At 51.4% G+C, this 17,561-nt stretch carries 21 protein-coding genes; 3 read left to right on the forward strand and 18 right to left on the reverse strand.

Features of this window, described 5'->3' with window-relative positions:
• Positions 1-21: 21 nt before the first annotated feature.
• Complete coding sequence (locus HRM2_RS15370; RefSeq protein ID WP_015904958.1) at positions 22-1,869, reverse strand: acyl-CoA dehydrogenase; 1,848 nt, start codon at positions 1,867-1,869, stop codon at positions 22-24.
• Between the two features lie 269 nt (positions 1,870-2,138).
• Between HRM2_RS15370 and HRM2_RS15375 the strand changes: the two genes are divergently transcribed.
• Genes HRM2_RS15375 through epmA form a run of 3 tightly spaced genes read left to right on the forward strand, consistent with a single transcriptional unit; the run spans position 2,139 to position 6,083 of the window.
• Positions 2,139-3,863, forward strand: coding sequence for a hydantoinase/oxoprolinase family protein (locus HRM2_RS15375; RefSeq protein ID WP_015904959.1), 1,725 nt, complete (start codon positions 2,139-2,141; stop codon positions 3,861-3,863).
• Entirely contained in the window at positions 3,857-5,167 is a 1,311-nt protein-coding gene (locus HRM2_RS15380) for a histone deacetylase family protein (protein ID WP_015904960.1), read from the forward strand. Before HRM2_RS15375 ends, HRM2_RS15380 begins: the two co-directional genes overlap by 7 nt.
• A gap of 16 nt (positions 5,168-5,183) precedes the next feature.
• Entirely contained in the window at positions 5,184-6,083 is a 900-nt protein-coding gene (epmA, locus tag HRM2_RS15385; protein ID WP_015904961.1) for an EF-P lysine aminoacylase EpmA, read from the forward strand.
• Between the two features lie 12 nt (positions 6,084-6,095).
• Here the strand turns inward: epmA and HRM2_RS15390 are convergent, their stop codons facing one another.
• From HRM2_RS15390 to rpmF, 17 genes are all read right to left on the reverse strand, one after another.
• Positions 6,096-6,509, reverse strand: a complete 414-nt coding sequence (locus tag HRM2_RS15390) for a DUF134 domain-containing protein (protein WP_015904962.1) — start codon at positions 6,507-6,509, stop codon at positions 6,096-6,098.
• Between the two features lie 138 nt (positions 6,510-6,647).
• Positions 6,648-7,925, reverse strand: a complete 1,278-nt coding sequence (gene sat, locus HRM2_RS15395) for a sulfate adenylyltransferase (protein ID WP_015904963.1) — start codon at positions 7,923-7,925, stop codon at positions 6,648-6,650.
• A gap of 201 nt (positions 7,926-8,126) precedes the next feature.
• Positions 8,127-8,777, reverse strand: coding sequence for an HAD family hydrolase (locus HRM2_RS15400; protein WP_041273308.1), 651 nt, complete (start codon positions 8,775-8,777; stop codon positions 8,127-8,129).
• Positions 8,774-9,181, reverse strand: coding sequence for a hypothetical protein (locus HRM2_RS15405; RefSeq protein WP_041273309.1), 408 nt, complete (start codon positions 9,179-9,181; stop codon positions 8,774-8,776). Before HRM2_RS15405 ends, HRM2_RS15400 begins: the two co-directional genes overlap by 4 nt.
• Before the next feature lie 96 nt (positions 9,182-9,277).
• A complete protein-coding gene (locus tag HRM2_RS15410) occupies positions 9,278-9,493 on the reverse strand; it encodes a DUF1573 domain-containing protein (protein WP_015904966.1) in 216 nt (71 codons plus the stop codon).
• A 196-nt stretch (positions 9,494-9,689) separates the two neighbouring features.
• Positions 9,690-10,316: an MBL fold metallo-hydrolase gene (locus HRM2_RS15415; RefSeq protein WP_015904967.1), complete on the reverse strand. Its 627-nt coding sequence runs from the start codon at positions 10,314-10,316 to the stop codon at positions 9,690-9,692.
• The gene (gene nusB, locus HRM2_RS15420; protein WP_015904968.1) at positions 10,313-10,744 is read right to left on the reverse strand and encodes a transcription antitermination factor NusB; all 432 of its coding nucleotides are present in this window, start codon (positions 10,742-10,744) and stop codon (positions 10,313-10,315) included. The genes HRM2_RS15415 and nusB overlap by 4 nt, the downstream gene beginning before the upstream one ends.
• A gap of 5 nt (positions 10,745-10,749) precedes the next feature.
• Entirely contained in the window at positions 10,750-11,223 is a 474-nt protein-coding gene (gene ribH, locus HRM2_RS15425; protein WP_015904969.1) for a 6,7-dimethyl-8-ribityllumazine synthase, read from the reverse strand.
• Between the two features lie 30 nt (positions 11,224-11,253).
• Positions 11,254-12,459, reverse strand: coding sequence for a bifunctional 3,4-dihydroxy-2-butanone-4-phosphate synthase/GTP cyclohydrolase II (locus tag HRM2_RS15430; protein WP_015904970.1), 1,206 nt, complete (start codon positions 12,457-12,459; stop codon positions 11,254-11,256).
• A gap of 18 nt (positions 12,460-12,477) precedes the next feature.
• Positions 12,478-13,146, reverse strand: coding sequence for a riboflavin synthase (locus HRM2_RS15435; RefSeq protein WP_015904971.1), 669 nt, complete (start codon positions 13,144-13,146; stop codon positions 12,478-12,480).
• A 14-nt stretch (positions 13,147-13,160) separates the two neighbouring features.
• Entirely contained in the window at positions 13,161-14,276 is a 1,116-nt protein-coding gene (gene ribD / locus HRM2_RS15440) for a bifunctional diaminohydroxyphosphoribosylaminopyrimidine deaminase/5-amino-6-(5-phosphoribosylamino)uracil reductase RibD (protein WP_332306291.1), read from the reverse strand.
• Positions 14,266-14,763 carry a transcriptional regulator NrdR gene (nrdR, locus tag HRM2_RS15445; protein ID WP_015904973.1) on the reverse strand — a complete coding sequence of 166 codons (498 nt, stop codon included), beginning with the start codon at positions 14,761-14,763 and terminating at the stop codon, positions 14,266-14,268. Before nrdR ends, ribD begins: the two co-directional genes overlap by 11 nt.
• The gene (locus HRM2_RS15450; RefSeq protein ID WP_015904974.1) at positions 14,760-15,263 is read right to left on the reverse strand and encodes a deoxycytidylate deaminase; all 504 of its coding nucleotides are present in this window, start codon (positions 15,261-15,263) and stop codon (positions 14,760-14,762) included. The genes nrdR and HRM2_RS15450 overlap by 4 nt, the downstream gene beginning before the upstream one ends.
• The gene (locus tag HRM2_RS15455) at positions 15,220-16,491 is read right to left on the reverse strand and encodes a serine hydroxymethyltransferase (protein ID WP_187149263.1); all 1,272 of its coding nucleotides are present in this window, start codon (positions 16,489-16,491) and stop codon (positions 15,220-15,222) included. The genes HRM2_RS15450 and HRM2_RS15455 overlap by 44 nt, the downstream gene beginning before the upstream one ends.
• 2 nt (positions 16,492-16,493) lie before the next feature.
• Entirely contained in the window at positions 16,494-16,952 is a 459-nt protein-coding gene (gene rpiB, locus HRM2_RS15460) for a ribose 5-phosphate isomerase B (RefSeq protein WP_015904976.1), read from the reverse strand.
• 15 nt (positions 16,953-16,967) lie between these two features.
• The gene (gene acpP / locus HRM2_RS15465; RefSeq protein ID WP_015904977.1) at positions 16,968-17,201 is read right to left on the reverse strand and encodes an acyl carrier protein; all 234 of its coding nucleotides are present in this window, start codon (positions 17,199-17,201) and stop codon (positions 16,968-16,970) included.
• 44 nt (positions 17,202-17,245) lie between these two features.
• The gene (gene rpmF / locus HRM2_RS15470; RefSeq protein ID WP_015904978.1) at positions 17,246-17,431 is read right to left on the reverse strand and encodes a 50S ribosomal protein L32; all 186 of its coding nucleotides are present in this window, start codon (positions 17,429-17,431) and stop codon (positions 17,246-17,248) included.
• Positions 17,432-17,561: the final 130 nt, after the last annotated feature.

Genomic DNA, 17,561 nt, shown 5'->3' on the forward strand with positions numbered 1-17,561 from the left:
CTCCTCCTTTGAAAAAATAATTTACCTGGACCCAAAAGCTGCCTCGGGCATGGTTTCCACACTGGAATCACCCTCGACAATGGCATCCATTTTTGCAAGGGCTGACGGAAGAAGGGTATTGATGAAAAAGGCTGCCGTCATTACCTGGCCGGCATAATAAGCCGCATCCTTGTTCGTGGCTGACTTTGCGGCCACAACTTCAGGATCAAGGGAGCCCGCCTTTTTGACAAGCTTTGGCGCAGCCACCATGGCCCGCCACAGCAGCATCCAGGCCATGGCAACATCACCTGTCACCTCAAGGAATGGATGGGCAAAGGAATAGGCGTTCATCACATCCTTGGATTTTGACCGTTCCCCAATGACCTTTGCCGTCTGTTCAAGTTTATCCACGGCCTTTTCAACCCGAGCGGCAATGGCCTTGACCCCCTCAACCTGCTTTGCCGCTTCCACCACCTGACGAATCTCGTCAATGAAATCCCTAAAAAGTTTGCCGTCCTTCATGGCAAGCTTCCGGCCCAGCAGGTCCATGGCCTGAATGCCGTTGGTTCCCTCGTAGATCATGTAAATCCTTGAATCACGCATGAGCTGCTCAACGGGAAATTCCTTGATATACCCGTACCCGCCATAAACCTGGACCCCATGGCTGCACACCTCAAGGGATCGATCTGTGACATATCCCTTGACCAGGGGGGTAAGAAGCTCGACCATGTCGCCGTACCGCTCCTTTTGTTCGGGATCTTCCGAAGTTTCAGCAATATCGAGGCATTTTCCGTTAAAGTAGATCAGGCTTCTCATGCCTTCGATCAGGGCCTTCATGTTGAGCAGCTGTCGCCTCACATCCGGGTGCTCGATGATGGGACAGCTCTTCACCCCCGGCTGTCTTGCCTTGAGAATATTCTTTCCCTGGATTCTTGTCCTGGCATAGTCAAGGGCATACATATAGGAGGCCGTTGATACGGCAAAACCCTGGAGGCCAACAAAGGCACGGGCCTCGTTCATCATCCTGAACATGGCCGACATCCCCTTGTTTTCCGCACCCAAAAGGGTACCGATACTCTCACCCTTTTCGCCAAGGGAGAGGGTGCAGGTGGCGTTTCCGTGGAGCCCCATCTTCTCCTCAATGCCCGTGCAAACCACATTGTTAAACTCACCAAGGCTGCCATCATCATTGACCCTGTACTTGGGAACCAGGAAGAGCGAGATGCCACGGGTACCTTCGGGCGCCCCTTCTATCCTTGCAAGCACCGGGTGAATGATGTTTTTAGCAAGGTCATGCTCGCCTGCCGAGATAAATATTTTGGTCCCCGTAATCGAATAGGTGCCGTCAGCATTCTTTTTTGCAACCGAGGACAAGGCCCCCACGTCAGAACCTGCCTCGGCCTCGGTGAGCAGCATGGTTCCACCCCACTCACCGGAAAACATTTTTTTCATATAGAGCCGTTTCTGCTCGTCAGTTCCAAAGGCCTCCACAAGGGTGGCAGCTCCGTGGGTCATGCCGCTGTAGAGCATGAACGAGGGGTTGGCACCGATGAGATATTCATTTGCAGCAAGACCCACAAGTTTTGGCATGCCCTGGCCCCCCACCTCGGGATCATCGGTCATGGCAAGCCATTCGCCCTCCTTGTATAGTTCCCAGGCCCGCTTGAAGCACGGCGGAACCGTTACCCGTCCATTGTCAAAAGTACACCCCTCCTCATCACCCGGCTTCTGGGTGGGTAAAATCTCCTTTACAGCCAGGTTCCTTGCCTCCGAAACAATCAGATCAACGGTTTTTTTATTAAACTCGGCAAAACGCTCATGGTCCACCAGCCCCAGCTGCTCGTGTAAAACAAAATCAATGTCCCTGCGGTCTGAAATCAACTGTGCCATAATTTTATTTCCCCTATTCCATGTCTAATGATTTATGGTTTCAATGAGAACTATAATCTTCCTAAGCCAATAACTCTTGAAAGTCAACACGAGGTCACAAGATTAAATCCATCAAAACGACCTGAAACCTGGAACAATGCCGTAAAACCCACTCCTATCCCCTGGAGACAAAAATCTGATTGACATCTATTTTCATTTCTGGTTTGCTTTAAATCCAGGCTCACTATTTAACAACGGTTCATTATAAAGGTTAATATTCAGGATATGCCATGCTGATCGGATTAGATGTTGGCGGAACCCACACGGATGCAGTTCTGCTTGACAAAATCGGGCTCATACGAAACGTCAAGGTAGCAACAAACCCCCTGGATCTCTTTAATACGGTTCTTTCGGGACTCGATCTTCTTCTTGACGGCATTGACCCACTTAAAATCAAACGCATTGTCTTGAGCACCACGCTTACCACCAATGCAATTGTTCAGCGCCGGACCAAACCGGTAGGCATCATCGTAAGTTCAGGGCCGGGCATCGACCCCAAGCTCTTTGGCAGGGGAAAGTACTATTTTCCCGTGGCCGGATCCATTGACCACCGTGGAAGGGAGAGAAGCCCCATCAATCCCGATGAGATCCTGGCCGTTTCCGAACAACTCAGACACCTGGGGATCAAACATGTGGGAGTTATAGGAAAATTTTCTCCCAGGAACCCCTTTCACGAACTTTTGATCAAAGAACTCATAGACAAAGATTTTGATAAAATCTTTCTCGGCCACCAGGTTTCAGGAAATCTCAACTTTCCAAGAAGAATCGCAACGGTTCTTTTAAATACCTCGGTCTACAGCATCCATCGGTCGTTTTTCAATGCCGTCAAAGGCTCCCTTGAGCAAAAGGGGCTAACGACACCCATCCAGATTCTCAAGGCGGACGGTGGCACCATGAGCCTTGAGGCGTCCATGGATTTTCCCGGCCAGACCATTCTTTCCGGACCTGCTGCAAGCGTCATGGGGGCAATTGCCCATGCTCCGGCCAACGAGGATGTCCTGGTTCTTGATATCGGAGGGACCACAACAGACATTGCCATTCTTGTGGACAAGGCTCCGCTTCTGGAACCGGTGGGTATCGGTCGGGGACGGTACCAAAGCCTGATTCGATCACTCAAGACACTTTCCAGGGGAATAGGAGGCGACAGTCATGTAAGGGTGAAAAACGGCGTCATCAAGATCGGTCCCCTTCGATCCGGGCCGGCCCTGGCCTTTGGCGGTCCCGAACCCACCCCCACGGACGCCATGATCGTGCTTGGCATCATGACAGCGGGCGACCGACAAAAAGCCCTGGATGGAATGGCAGACATTGCCGGGCAACTGGGTACAACCCCCGTTCAAGCCGCCGACACCATCTTCAAGACCTGCTGCGCCATGATTGTCAAAGTGGCCAATAAAATGGTAACCCAGATCAACAGCAAACCCGTATATACGGTACATGAATTTCTGGAAGGGTATCAGATAAAACCCCGGAAGATTCTTCTTCTGGGAGGACCTGCCCGATTTTTTGCACCTGAAATAGAGCGTCAGTCCGGCATCGAAACAAGATCAGTACCGGCAAGCAGTGTTGCCAATGCCATTGGCGCAGCCCTTGCCAGGACGACCTGCGAGGTGTCTTTGTCGGCGGATACGGAACAGAAAATCGCCTCAGCACCTGAGGAGGATTTCAGCGCACCCATCCCCCGGGGGTACACCGAGGATGATGTCATTGAAACAGCATACACCCTTCTCCACAGCAAGGCCATCAGGGCAGGATCTCAACCCGAGGATCTTGAAATCGAAGTGATTGAATTCCAGAAGTTCAACATTGTCCGCAAATTTTCAACCCAGGGCAAAATTTACCGGGCAAAACTCCAGGTCAAACCAGGGTTGATAAAAGGGTATGACAACGTTTACATATCCCTGAACGAGACATTCAAGGAGTCCTTTAAGGAGACCATGGAAGGAAAATGCTGAAAGCCAACAAACGAACAGGCCTTGTATTTTTTCCGGCATTTGACTGGGCCATCGACCCCACCCATCCGGAAAGGGAGGAACGTCTCCTCTATACCCTGGATCAGGTTTTAGAAGAGGGAATCTTCGATATCAGCGGTATTGAGGAATACAAGCCGGACCTGATCACTGCAAAGGAAATCCAGCGGGTACACTTCTGCGTTCCGGATGAGGCAACCATAACCACCCAGTCCCACTTGATCAGCGCCGGTGGCGCCAAAACCATTGCCCGGGCCGTCATGAACAAAGAGATAGACTGCGGTTTTGCCCTGATAAGGCCCCCGGGCCACCATGCCATGCGTGTGGCCCACGGTGGAAGGGGGTTCTGCCATATCAACATGGAAGCCATCATGGTGGAATACCTGCGCCAGGAACACGGCATAAAAAGGGTAGCCATTGTGGATACCGACTGCCACCACGGTGACGGCACCAACGACATCTACTGGCATGATCCAGACACCTTGTTCATCAGCCTTCACCAGGACGGACGCACCCTCTATCCCGGAACGGGATTTCCCCATGAACTTGGCGGCCCCAATGCAAAGGGCAGTTGTCTAAACATCCCCCTGCCCCCTGGAACGGCAACCGAAGGCTACCTCTACATGATCAACAACACGGTACTTCCCATACTCGACGAGTTCAAGCCAGATATCATCATCAACTCAGCAGGCCAGGACAACCATTACACCGACCCCCTGACCAATATGAAATTTTCAGCCCAGGGATATGCTGAACTCACCCGCCTGTTAAAACCCGATATTGCGGTTCTCGAGGGGGGGTATGCCATTGAAGGCGCCCTCCCCTATGTCAACCTCGGGATCATCCTGGCCCTTGCAGGCATGGACTTCAGCCAGGTGGTGGAGCCTGATTACAGTCCAGAGAATCTCAGGCAGGCATTCCATGTAACCCAGAAGATAGAACAGACGTCAGAAATCATCAACCGATACTGGAATCAGCGCATGGAGTTGCGGGAGAAGGCGGGCATCCATGGCGAAATTCAGCATCGCCACCGGGAGATTTTCTACGACACGGACAGCATCCTTGAACGGCAAAAAGAAAAAATCCGGATATGCAGAGATTGCTCCGGAGCCCTTGAGATCGACTCCCAGGCATCCACGGGCAAGCATGTCCTGTGCGTCCACATTCCCTTGAACGCCTGCCGACAATGCCGGGAAACCGGATATGAGATGTTTGAACGGGCCGACATGAAACGGTACAGTCGGGCGTTTCTTCAGGATAGACCCAACGATACCTACACGATAAAATAATAGGAAATCAAATAACGTGTTTTCAGACAGACTGGCTGGCCGGGCCCGGATCGTCCAGGCCATGCGCAGCTATTTTTATGACCAGGACTTTCTAGAGGTTGAAACCCCCATACGCATCCCGGCCCCGGCACCCGAGGCCCACATTGACTCGTTTGAGTCGGACGGCTGGTTTCTTCAGTCATCGCCCGAACTTGCCATGAAGCGACTTCTGGCAAGGGGCCATAACAGGATATTCCAGATCTGCAAATGTTTTAGAAGGGATGAACGCGGCCCCAGACACCTGACCGAACTGACCATGCTCGAATGGTACACAAAGGGTTACACCTATCTGGAACTCATGGATCAGTGCACAGCCCTTGTCCGTCATATTGCAGTCCAGACAGGGTGTAAGGACCGTCTCAGCTACAACGGACAAACCATTGATCTTGCATCACCCTGGGAGGTCATAACCGTTGATACCGCCTTCAGGCGCTACACCGCTACCACCCTTGAACGGGCGATGTCCAAGGGCAACTTCGACGAAATCATGGCCTTTGAAATTGAACCGGAACTTGGCAGGAGCGTGCCCACCTTTATCATGGACTACCCGGCATCCATGGCAGCCCTTGCACGATTGAAACCCGAGGATCCAGAATTTGCCGAGCGGTTTGAGCTATACATTGGTGGTATGGAGCTTGCCAACGGCTTTTCAGAACTCAACGACCCGGTTGAACAGAGAAGACGATTCAAGGCAGAGGCCGCGATCCGTGCCCGTGCCCGAAAGCCTGCCACACCAATGCCCGAACCCTTTTTAAAGGACCTTACAAGTATGCCCGCTGCGGCAGGAATTGCCCTGGGTGTTGACCGGCTGGTAATGCTGTTCACCCATGCCGACACCATAGACAAAGTGGTTGCCTTTACCCCGGAAACCCTTTAAACAGCATACGACTCAGTCGTTCAGGCGATCCACCTCCAGGCTCGCACACAGGGGACACCCCTTGGGTCGCCCGGTTCCCGGGGGTTCCGTCCATTGATGCTTGCAGGCAGCACAGACAAAGCGTCTTTCGGTAATGACAATTTCGTAGTGCCCCCCCTGTACGGAAATGGCCTTTCCATTGATAATGGCATCCGCAACCGTGGTTCTTGCATTTCTCAGGATTCTGCCGAAGGTGGCCCGTGAAACCCCCATCTCCTGACCGCCTTCCTCGTGGGAGAGACCCTCAAGATCTGCCAGGCGAATGGCCTCCCTCTCATCAACGGTGAGACACACCTCAATGAGATCAAACATGGGGATGCCTCTGGGCTTAAAATAACTGACCTCAGGCTTATACCCCACCCGTCTACTGATTACCGGTCTAACCATTTCAACTTTCCAACTTTGTATTTTAAAGGTTTACCCGTGGACAACGGGGTAAAAAAAGAGGGGGTTTTCCCTTATTTTAAGAAAACCCCCTCCTCCGTTTTATTCACAATAACAGAACTGCACTATTGCAAAAGGTTCCTACATCTTGGTTCCTTCGGCATGGCTCTGGAGCTTGACCTCAACCTTCTCGGTCAGACCGGCATAGTACTTTCTGAGGATGACAAGCACCTCTTCACGACCAAAGTGATCAACCACTTCCTCTCCATGGGAGAGTGCATAGCGAAGCTTTGTACCGGAAAGGATGACCCTGTCGTCCTTGCCGTGGGGGCAGGTTCTCATGGAAGCCATGCCGTCGCATTTTTTGCAGTAAAAGGTCCAGTCAATTTTGAGGGGCTCACACAGCAGTGCTTTGCCTGGCTCTTCCGGCATCGGGATGGTGTCAAAAATCTCCTGGGCCTCGAACAATGTGTAGAAATCACCAACGCCTGCATGGTCACGGCCGATGATCATCTTGTTGACGCCGTAGTTCTGGCGGAAGGTTGCATGGAGAAGGGCCTCACGGGGACCTGCATAACGCATGTCAAGGGGATATCCGCCGTTTACAACGTGCTCGGGAACAAAGTAGCCCTTGATCAGGGTGTCAATGCACTCAATACGCACATCTGCGGGAATATCACCGGGTTTGAGGTTACCGATGAGGGAATGGATCAGAACGCCATCACATACGTCAAGGGCGATCTTGCAAAGATGCTCATGGGAACGATGCATGGGGTTACGAAGCTGCATGGAAGCAACATTTTTCCAGCCCTTCTTGTCAAAAATGGCACGGGTCTCTTTGGGGGTAAGGTAAACACCCTTAAACTTCACGGGGAACTCACCCTCGGAAAGGACCTTTACAGGGCCGGCAAGGCAGAACTCTTTTCTTGCCATGACAGCCTGAACGCCTGGATGATCTTCCATGGCGATCTTCCAGAAAACGTCATCGGCAGACTCTTCGCCATGACCCTTATAAACCTTCTCACACTCCCATTTCTTGTCAGCTTCGGTCATCTCAAACTTCTCAGCGACCTTCATGGTGGCATAGGCTTCGCCCTTTCTCTCAAGGGTGATCTCATCGCCCACCTTGATACCGTCTGCATCAGCCTTTGAGGCATCAAGCATTACAGGAACAGGCCAGAAAGTGCCGTCTGCAAGAAGGAAATCAGCACAAACGCCTTTCCAGTCAGCCTTAGTCATGAAACCGTTCAGGGGGCTGAATCCACCAATACCCAGCATGATCAAATCGCCCTTTACCTGGGAGCTGATCTCGATTTTTTTCAGGCCAGCTGCTTTTTTCTGCTCTGCAGCAAGCTCTGCGCCTTCAAGCTTGCAGCATACAAGTCCTTTTCCACCGTGGGGTGCAACTAATTTAGACATATAACTCAATCTCCTTGTTTAATATTAACCACAATAAATGTTTTACCAAACATTTATACAAATTCTATTGAAAACCGTATACCAAAACCTGGGATGCCAAATTTTTCAATCCATGATCACAAATCCCATACCTGGCCTTGAAAGTAATAAAGTAAAATTCTTATTCCAATTAATCGTGATTGGCTTTTTTGTCAAGGACATTTATTGATTTATATTGAGCATTGCCTTGATATCGGCCATTGAATTGAAATAAAAATCTGCCTTGAGGGAGGGGTTGTTGAACGCTACAAAAACAGTTCCGGCTTTGTCTGCAGCCATTTGATCAAACGCTGAGTCCCCGATAAACAATATTTCCCTGGGTGCCAGCTTAAAATGATCCATGATTTTAAGCAGTTGATCCGGGGCTGGCTTTGGATTTTTCACATCAGCCGCAGTAACCACGGATTCAAACCGATGTTCAAGGTCAAAGGTTTTCAGCACCTCGGCCATTGTATTGGTTCGATTTGTGGCAACGGCCCGGATGAACATTCTTTCCTTGAGGCTGTCAAGAAAATCCTTCAGCCCGGGTTCAATGACCATGTGGGAGATGAACTCCCCATAGGCAAGCCCCTTCATATGGGCAAAAACATCGGTCAGGTCCTCTCGTTCAGGAAAAAGATAGGCAATGGCATCTTTTACCGAAAACATGTGCACCTTGACGAACTGAGGTTCGGTCAGGGGCGGTTTATTAAAACCGGCAAGCAGCTGGTTGTAATAGCGCCTGTTCACATCTGCCGTATCAAACATGACACCGTCGCAGTCAAATACAACGGCCTTAATTTTATTGGTCAGCAACGCCTGTACCTTCCTCATGGGGCAGTTGACTGCAAACTGCCCTTGGCTGTAAGGTTTCCAAACACCCGGATTTTCAACTCAGGCTGAAAAAGGCTGTCTGTCTTCAGGGTGATCACCTCATAATAGCGTCCCACCGTTTTTCTCGTATTGGTCACCACAAGCTGCCAGGACTTTTTACCGCTGCCCGAGGATTTCAGAACCGCCGCCACATTTTTCATACCGGCAAGTGGCTGGTCTTTGAGTGAAAAATCATATTTTTTTAAAGGCACAATATTTACCGTCGTTTCAAGCGTATCTTCAGGCGACCCAACAAAATGAACGACATTGGGATCTACCATAACAATCTTTTCAACATTGCCGCTCATTTTAAGGACAAGGGGTTTTCCCTTCTGATCCGTATGTACCCTGACCTGTTTGACCAACACCCTTCCGCCGTAGCCCAGGGTGTTAATCTGAAGAACTATTTTTCCCTCCCCGCCCGGGGGAATCTGCCTGTCAAAGTTGACAGCTGTGCAACCTCAGCCGGTTTCGACCCGAAGAACACGAAGTTCGGTCTCTCCCCTGTTCTCGATCATAAAGGTATGGATTGCCTTTTTTCCCTCGGCAATGGTTCCAAAGCTGAAATCAGGTTCAAGAACAACGGCATCGGCAGCCGGCGCGGCAGCACAGACCCCCTGCACCCCCCACAGCCCCAGCACAGCAAGGGTTAACAGGGTCAACAACAACTTTTTCATGGTAAAAACGCCTCTTTTAATAAATTAACACACAAACGATGGCTCCAGAAGGCGTTGGTAAGAATAACTTCTCCTGGACAGAAAGACACAGCAGTTGACACACATCGTTTAATAGACCGGTATTTCTATTTTTCCATTTCCCAGACAATCATCCCCCATTAGCACATGGGCAACAGGGGAAAGGGTCACTGTATTTTTATTGACGACCAAGGAAGGGATTCATCCGTTCCTCCTGGAGAATGGAAGTTTCAGGACCGTGTCCGGGGTAGACAATGGTCTTTTTGTCAAGACACAGAAGCCTGGTTTTAATCGAGTGGATCAGGGTATCGTAATTTCCGCCCGGAAGATCGGTTCGGCCGATGGACCCTGCAAAAAGGGTATCTCCGGAAAAAAGAACCCCTTTTGTATAAAGACTGATCCCTCCCCTTGAGTGACCCGGAGTGTGGATCACAGTCAGGGTGATGTCCCCAAACGTAACCTCATCCCCGTCGGCAAGATACCCGTCGGGTGCAGGAGAATTTTCCGCCCGCAGGCCAAAGGTGGCCGCAGCTGAAGTCAGATCCTTGAGCATGGGTGCGTCATCTTGATGGATCATAAGCTTTGCTCCAGTAGCCTCCTTCAAGCGTGCATTTGCCCCCACATGGTCAAAGTGACCGTGGGTGTTGAGGATGTATTCAACCGAGAGCTTTAATTCAGAAAGGGCCATGAGTATGCGGTCTGCCTCATCCCCAGGATCAATGACAACAGCCTTTCGTGTCCTGTCGCATCCTAGGATATAGCAATTTGCCATGATGGGTCCCACTTCAAGCTTTTTGATGATCATTCTTTTTCTCCCCTGTCGATATTTTTCAACACACGAATTTTATCGAGTACCCCGTTGATGAAGGCACCGGATCCCCGGGTTCCGAACCGTTTGCCGATCTCCACGGCCTCGTTGATTGACACCGTGGGAGGGATGTCTGGCTGCTTGAGCATCTCAAAGATGGCCATGCGCATGATATTACGATCCACAATGGGCATTCTTGAAACCTTCCAGTTACTTGAAGAACGGTTCATCAGGTCGTCGACCTCCGCCCTTGCCTGGGTAACCCCCTTGACCAGGTCAAGGAAAAACGGTCGGATTGATTCATCGATTCGATCTTCAAAATTGCTGCAAAAAAGTGCGAGCAACTCGTCCGGACTGCCCTTGTCCACGTCAAAATAGTAGAGGGCCTGGAGGGCAAGTTCCCTTGCCTGTCTGCGGTCACCCATGGGATCTAGGCTTCTCCCATAACGGTCATGAGGTTTGCCATTTCAATGGCGGCAAGGGCCGTATCAAAGCCCTTGTTTCCAGCCTTGGTTCCGGCCCGTTCAATGGCCTGCTCAATGCTCTCTGTGGTGAGGATGCCGAACATGACCGGTAGTCCATGGTCAAGGCTGACACAGGCAATCCCCTTGGAAACCTCGGCGCACACATAGTCATAGTGGTTGGTCGCCCCCCGAATAACGGCACCCAGACAGATAATGGCATCAAATTTGCCGGTCATGGCCATTTTTTTTGCGGCAAGGGGAATCTCAAAGGCACCGGGTACCTTTAACAACGTGATATCCCCGTCTGCGGCCCCGCTTCTTGTCAGGGCGTCAAGGGCACCGCCCACCAGTCGTTCGGTTATAAAATCGTTGAACCTTGCGGCAATGATTCCAAATTTTTTGCCCTGGGCCGACAGGCCTGCTTCTATAATCTGTGGCATCTTAATTTCCTTATATTTTGTTAAAAACCATCAGCACATTTTCAGCATATGTCCCATTTTAAGCTGTTTGCACTTTAAATACCCCTTGTTGTACTCGTTGGGCTCAACCTCAATGGGCACCTGCTCCACAATACTCAGCCCATAGCCTTCAAGGCCAACCATTTTGGTGGGATTGTTGGTCATGAGGCGCATCTGCCTGACCCCAAGATCCACGAGCATCTGGGCGCCAATACCGTAATCTCTCATGTCGGCGTCAAACCCAAGTTTCAGATTTGCCTCAACCGTATCACATCCCTTGCGCTGGAGTTCATAGGCTTTGAGTTTGTTGACAAGGCCAATGCCCCGGCCTTCCTGGCGAAGATAGAGAATCACGCCGCTCCCCTCTTTGTCCATCATGGCCATGGCCTTGTGGAGCTGATCGCCGCAGTCGCAGCGCAATGAACCAAAGATATCACCGGTCATGCACTCTGAATGGACCCGAACCAGTGTGGCTCGGTCAGGATCAATATCACCCTTAACCATGGCAATGTGGGTGAGATTATCCAGGTCATTTTCATAGGCGATGATTTTAAATTCACCACCAAATTTCGTGGGAATCACACTCTGGGCAGCTTTTCTGACAAAGGATTCGGTCTTGAGGCGGTACTCGACAAGGTCTGCGATGGTGCAGATGCCGATATTATGCTCCTGGCTGAACTTCTCCAGGGACGGCCTCCTGGACATGGTACCGTCTTCATCCATAATCTCACAAATGACACCGGCAGGTTTTAGTCCTGCAAGACGGGCAAGGTCCACCGACCCTTCGGTCTGGCCGATCCTCACCATGACGCCACCCTGGCGGGCCCGCAGGGGAAAGATGTGACCCGGTCGTACAAGGTCGTGGGCAGTTGCCCCGTCGGCCACAGCCGCCTGGACGGTTCTAGCCCTGTCAGCTGCCGAAATCCCTGTGGTTACGCCATCTCTGGCCTCAATGGAGATGGTGAATCCGGTTTCAAACTGGGAGGTGTTGTCATCCACCATCATGGGCAGCTCAAGGCGGTCGGCCAGATCTCCTGTCATGGACAGACAGATGAGTCCCCGACCGTATTTTGCCATGAAATTAATTGCTTCAGGGGTAACAGCCTCGGCTGCCATGGTAAGATCACCTTCATTTTCCCGATCCTCGTCATCCACCAGTATGACCATGCGCCCGGCTTTGATATCTTCGATGGCCTGCTCTATTGTAATTTGCGGCATTTATGCTTATTTCACTCCTTATAAGAATCCTTTTTTTGCCAGAAGCTCCCTGGTGATCGATCCTGAATGGTTACCAGTCCCGGCGGTTGTATCTGTTACCTTCTGTTTTAAGAATCTGTTAACATACTTTCCAATCATATCGGTCTCAATGTTGACACTATCTCCGACCCTGGCCGTACCGATGGTGGTGATCTTTGCCGTGTGGGGAATAACGCTCACATCGAAATCCTTGTGGCTGCACCTGTTTATTGTAAGACTGATTCCATCGATTGCAACCGAGCCCTTTTCGATTATTTCATCACCAAGGGTTTCAGGGATGCCAATGGTAACGATAACGGCGTTGCTCTTGACTGTTTTGGATACAACAGATCCAGTGGCATCAATATGCCCTGAAACCAGATGGCCGTCCAGGCGGTCTGACAGGCGAAGGGCACGTTCAAGATTCAGCCGGGCACCGGGAAGAAGGGATTTAAAGGTGGTCCGGGAAACGGTTTCAGGGGCCATGTCCACCTCAAAAACTGAATTGCTGAGGGAGACGACAGTGAGACAGGCACCATTGACGGCAATGGAATCGCCGATTTTTGTACCTTCAAGGTCCATCCCTGTTTGAATGGCAAGCCTTTTTCCCTCGCCGTTGGGCTGAATTTTTTTCAGGGTTCCAGCTCCCTCAATGATTCCCGTGAACACCGTGACGCCTCCAGTTAATTCTGTTTCAGATACCCCTTGATGAGGATGTCATTGTCAAACCGTTCCACCTCAACCTGGCTCAACCCCAGGGCGTCATTCATCAACTCAGGCCCCCTGCCCCGGCACATGGGCACCCCATCGTTGCCCCCAAGAAGCTTAGGTGCAAAAAAAAGATAGATTTTATTGACCACACCGGCGGCAAGGGCCGAATGAACCACCCGGCCTCCTCCTTCGATCAAAAGACTCACCACCCCCCTTTGCCCAAGGGCCTCACCAAGGCACGCCAGGTCGATGATCCCCTCTTTTTCAGGCAGAACCAGCAGCTCAATACCCCGATGTTTAAAAAGGGCACAACGTTCGGGGTCAGCCCTTCGGGAGATGGCAACCATGGTTTTTGCACTGGATTGCTGGGTAAACACCTGTGAATCGGGGTCAATGGAGAGTTGGGCGTCGAGGATCACCCGAAGTGGATCACGGCCGTCAAAATTTTCAATCCTTGTGGTCAACGAGGGATTATCGGCCCGTATGGTGCCGGCACCGACCACAATGGCATCCACCCAGTGGCGCAGCCTGTGAACGTATTTTCGAGACGCCTCGTTGGTGATCCATTTGGAATCCCCGGTTCGTGTGGCAAGCTGACCGTCCAGGGTTGCTGCACATTTTAAGACCACAAAGGGCTGTTTATCGTTTTTAACGTACCAGATAAAATCTTCGATCAGGGTCTCAGACGCCCTGCGGCAGATACCGACCTTGACCGCAACACCCCTTTCTTTCAGAAATTTGATCCCACCGCCAGCCACAAATGGGTTGGGGTCTTCGGTTCCCACAAACACCCGGCGAATGCCGGCCCTGAGAATTTTTTCGGTACACGGCGGGGTTCTTCCCGTGTGATTGCACGGTTCAAGGGTCACATAAAGGTCACTGCCCCTGGCCAAATCACCGGCATCATCAATGGCGTTGACCTCTGCGTGTGCAAGCCCCGGACCCTTGTGCCATCCTTGACCTACGACCTGGTTGTTCTTGACCACCACGGCCCCGACCATGGGATTGGGAGCTGTGTAGCCCCGGCCCTGTTCGGCAAGGCAGATGGCCTGCTCCATAAACGAATTATGCGTTGTTTCATCCATCATCAGAACATCCGTCTGGTTTTTTATCTTCAAGTATTTTTCGGGGAATGAGACTTTTCAACTCCTCAATAAAATCATCCACATCCTTGAACTCCCGGTAGACAGAGGCAAACCGCACATAGGCCACATCGTCCAAACGGTGGAGAAGCTCCATGACCTTGTTGCCGACAACGGTGGATGAGATCTCCTTTTCATTGGCGTCTCTGAAATCACGCTCAACCGAATCCACCACCTCTTCAATCTGATCCACGCTGATGGCACGCTTTTCACAGGCCTTTTTAATCCCGGAAAGGATCTTGTCGCGGTTGAACTCCTCCCGGCGACCGTCTTTTTTCACCACCATGACCGGCAGATCTTCAACCTTTTCATAGGTGGTAAATCTGCGCATGCAGTCCAGGCATTCCCTGCGCCTTCGAACGGCAAATTCACTGCGGCTCAGCCGTGAATCAACCACCCGGTTGTTCAACTGCCCGCAATAGGGACATTTCAAGGTGCCACCTCATCGGTTATCTGGGTTATTTCTATGCCGGCCTGGGCAAACATGGTTTCTGACATGGAGTCGTCATACCCCGTTGCAAAACAGACCTGGACGATGCCTGCATTGATGATCATCTTTGCACAGATGGAACAGGGCTTGTGGGTACAGTAGAGGGTTGATCCTTTCACGGAGATGCCATGGTAGGCGGCCTGGATAATGGCGTTCTGCTCAGCATGGACCCCCCTGCAGAGTTCATGCTTTTGCCCGGAAGGCACATTGAGCTGCTCGCGCAGACACCCTGTGACATCACAGTGGGGAACGTGTGTGGGTGCACCGTTGTAACCGGAGCAGAGGATACGACGCTCCTTGACCAGGATTGCCCCGACCTTACGTCTTAAACAGGTGGCACGGGTGGCCACCAGTCGGGCAATGTCCATGAAGTATACATCCCATGAAGGTCGCACAAGCTCAACCACGGGTTGTGTCGTCTTTGTAAAGGGGAAATTGTGCACACAGGGATCTTACCTTTTCCCTCACGGTTTCTGCCGTTGCCGGCGCTTCAAGGGCCTGGGTGATCAGTTCGGCAACAAGGTCCATCTCGGTCTCACCCATCCCCCTTGTTGTCACAAGGGGCGTTCCTATCCGAATACCACTGGTAATCATGGGTCCCCTGGGATCATTGGGAACGGCATTTTTGTTGACCGTGATACCTGCGGCCCCAAGGCGATTCTCAGCATCTTTGCCTGAAATACCGTTATGGGTGAGGTTCAGTAACATGAGGTGATTGTCCGTGCCGTTGGAGACCAGTTTCATTCCCCGGTCCATGAGCGCATCTGCAAGGGTTGCTGCATTGGCAACCACCTGTCGCTGATACTGGGCAAACGACGGAGAAAGGGCCTCTTTCAGGGCCACAGCCTTTGCGGCTATCACATGCATGAGGGGCCCGCCCTGGATCCCGGGGAAAATCTGGCTTGAGATCTTCGGACCGATTTCGTTGGATGACAGAATCAATCCCCCCCTGGGTCCCCTCAGGGTCTTGTGGGTGGTGGTGGTGACAATATCGGCATGGGGAACCGGAGAGGGGTGAACCCCTGCCGCCACAAGCCCGGCAATATGGGCCATGTCCACCATAAAAAGGGCGTTCACGGATCGAGCAATGTCGGAAAACGCCTTAAAATCTATGATCCGGGGATAGGCACTGGCACCGGCCACAATCAATTTAGGCCGGTGTTTTTCGGCAAGGGCCGCCACCTCGTCCATATCGATCATTTCGGTTTCACCGGACAGACCATAGTGAACAAAATTAAACAGCCTGCCGGAAAAACTGACCGGGCTGCCGTGGGTCAGGTGACCGCCATGGGAAAGATCCATTGCAAGCACGGTATCCCCGGGTTTAATCACGGAAAAATAGGCAGCCATGTTGGCCGTCGAACCTGAATGGGGCTGCACATTTGCATATTCAGCCTTGAACAGCTCCCGTGCCCGGTCAATGGCCAGGGTTTCAGCCCGATCGACCATGGCGCAACCGCCATAGTAACGCTTTGACGGATACCCTTCGGCATACTTGTTTGTCAGCACCGAACCCTGGGCGGCCATGACCGCCCGGCTGGTTGTATTCTCAGAGGCAATAAGCTCAAGCCCCTCCTGCTGGCGAAGCGCCTCCTGCATGATGATCTCGAAAACTTCCGGGTCAACCCCTTTAATTGCGCCTATGTCCACTGCCCTGTCTCCTTTTTCCATGCCTATACAGATGTTTCCAGGCTCTTGATCCTGTCAAGATGCCTTCCCCCCTCAAACGGAGTCTCAAGCCAGGTCCTGACCAGCTCAAAGGCAAGGGCATCACCAATGATGCGGCCCCCGAGCACAAGGATGTTTGAGTCATTATGCTCCCGACTCATGCGCACGGAAAAAATATCACTGCAAAGTGCCGCACGCACCCGGGGAAACCGATTGGCAACCATGGACATACCAAGGCCGGTACCGCACAGCAGAATTCCCCGGGAATACTCGCCTTCAGACACGGCCTTTGCAACCTTTTTTCCATAATCAACATAACTAACAGATTCCTGGCTGAAGGTTCCTGCATCCTTTACCTCAATGCCCAACCCCTTGAGAAAGACGATGATCTTCTCTTTTAAGGGGAAAGCGGCATGGTCGCAGCCAATGATAATGGGGGCTGTCGTGTCAATCGCCATATCCATAAGATCCGTTCCTTGTTAGGATTTTTTTCTAATGTACTCGATGGCATCATTGACGGTGATCATCTTTTCAGCATCATCGTCATCAATATCAATGTCAAACGCCTCTTCCATGCTCATGATAAGTTCCACAAGGGCCAGAGAATCAGCCCCGAGGTCATCCACCAGGGACGCCTCGGGGATTACATCTTCAATATCCACACCCTGGAGCTTTTCTGCAATTATTTTTTTTACCTTTGCCTCAACAGACATACTTAAAAAAACGCCTCCTTAAAGGGTTGCTGAAAAATCGCAGACTAGGCTTCAACAGCGTCCGGCCTTACATTCCTGTTTCTGTATGCACCGCAGGCGGGGCAGGCTGCATGGGGAAGCTTTGCCTCCTGGCACTCGGGACAAACGGTGAGGGTGGGTGCTGCAACCTTCTGATGGGTACGTCTCTTTCTACCACGACTCTTAGAGCTTTTTTGCTTTGGGACTGCCATTCTATCTCCTCCTAACCTTCTAATTTATTTGATCATATAGTATAAACTTCAGTGTACCAATAAACGTTAATATCTAAATTAATTGACAAAGTTTGTCAAGATAATAATCGCAAACATCAATACCCCTTGC

Source organism: Desulforapulum autotrophicum HRM2 (assembly GCF_000020365.1).
GTDB classification, from domain to species: domain Bacteria; phylum Desulfobacterota; class Desulfobacteria; order Desulfobacterales; family Desulfobacteraceae; genus Desulforapulum; species Desulforapulum autotrophicum.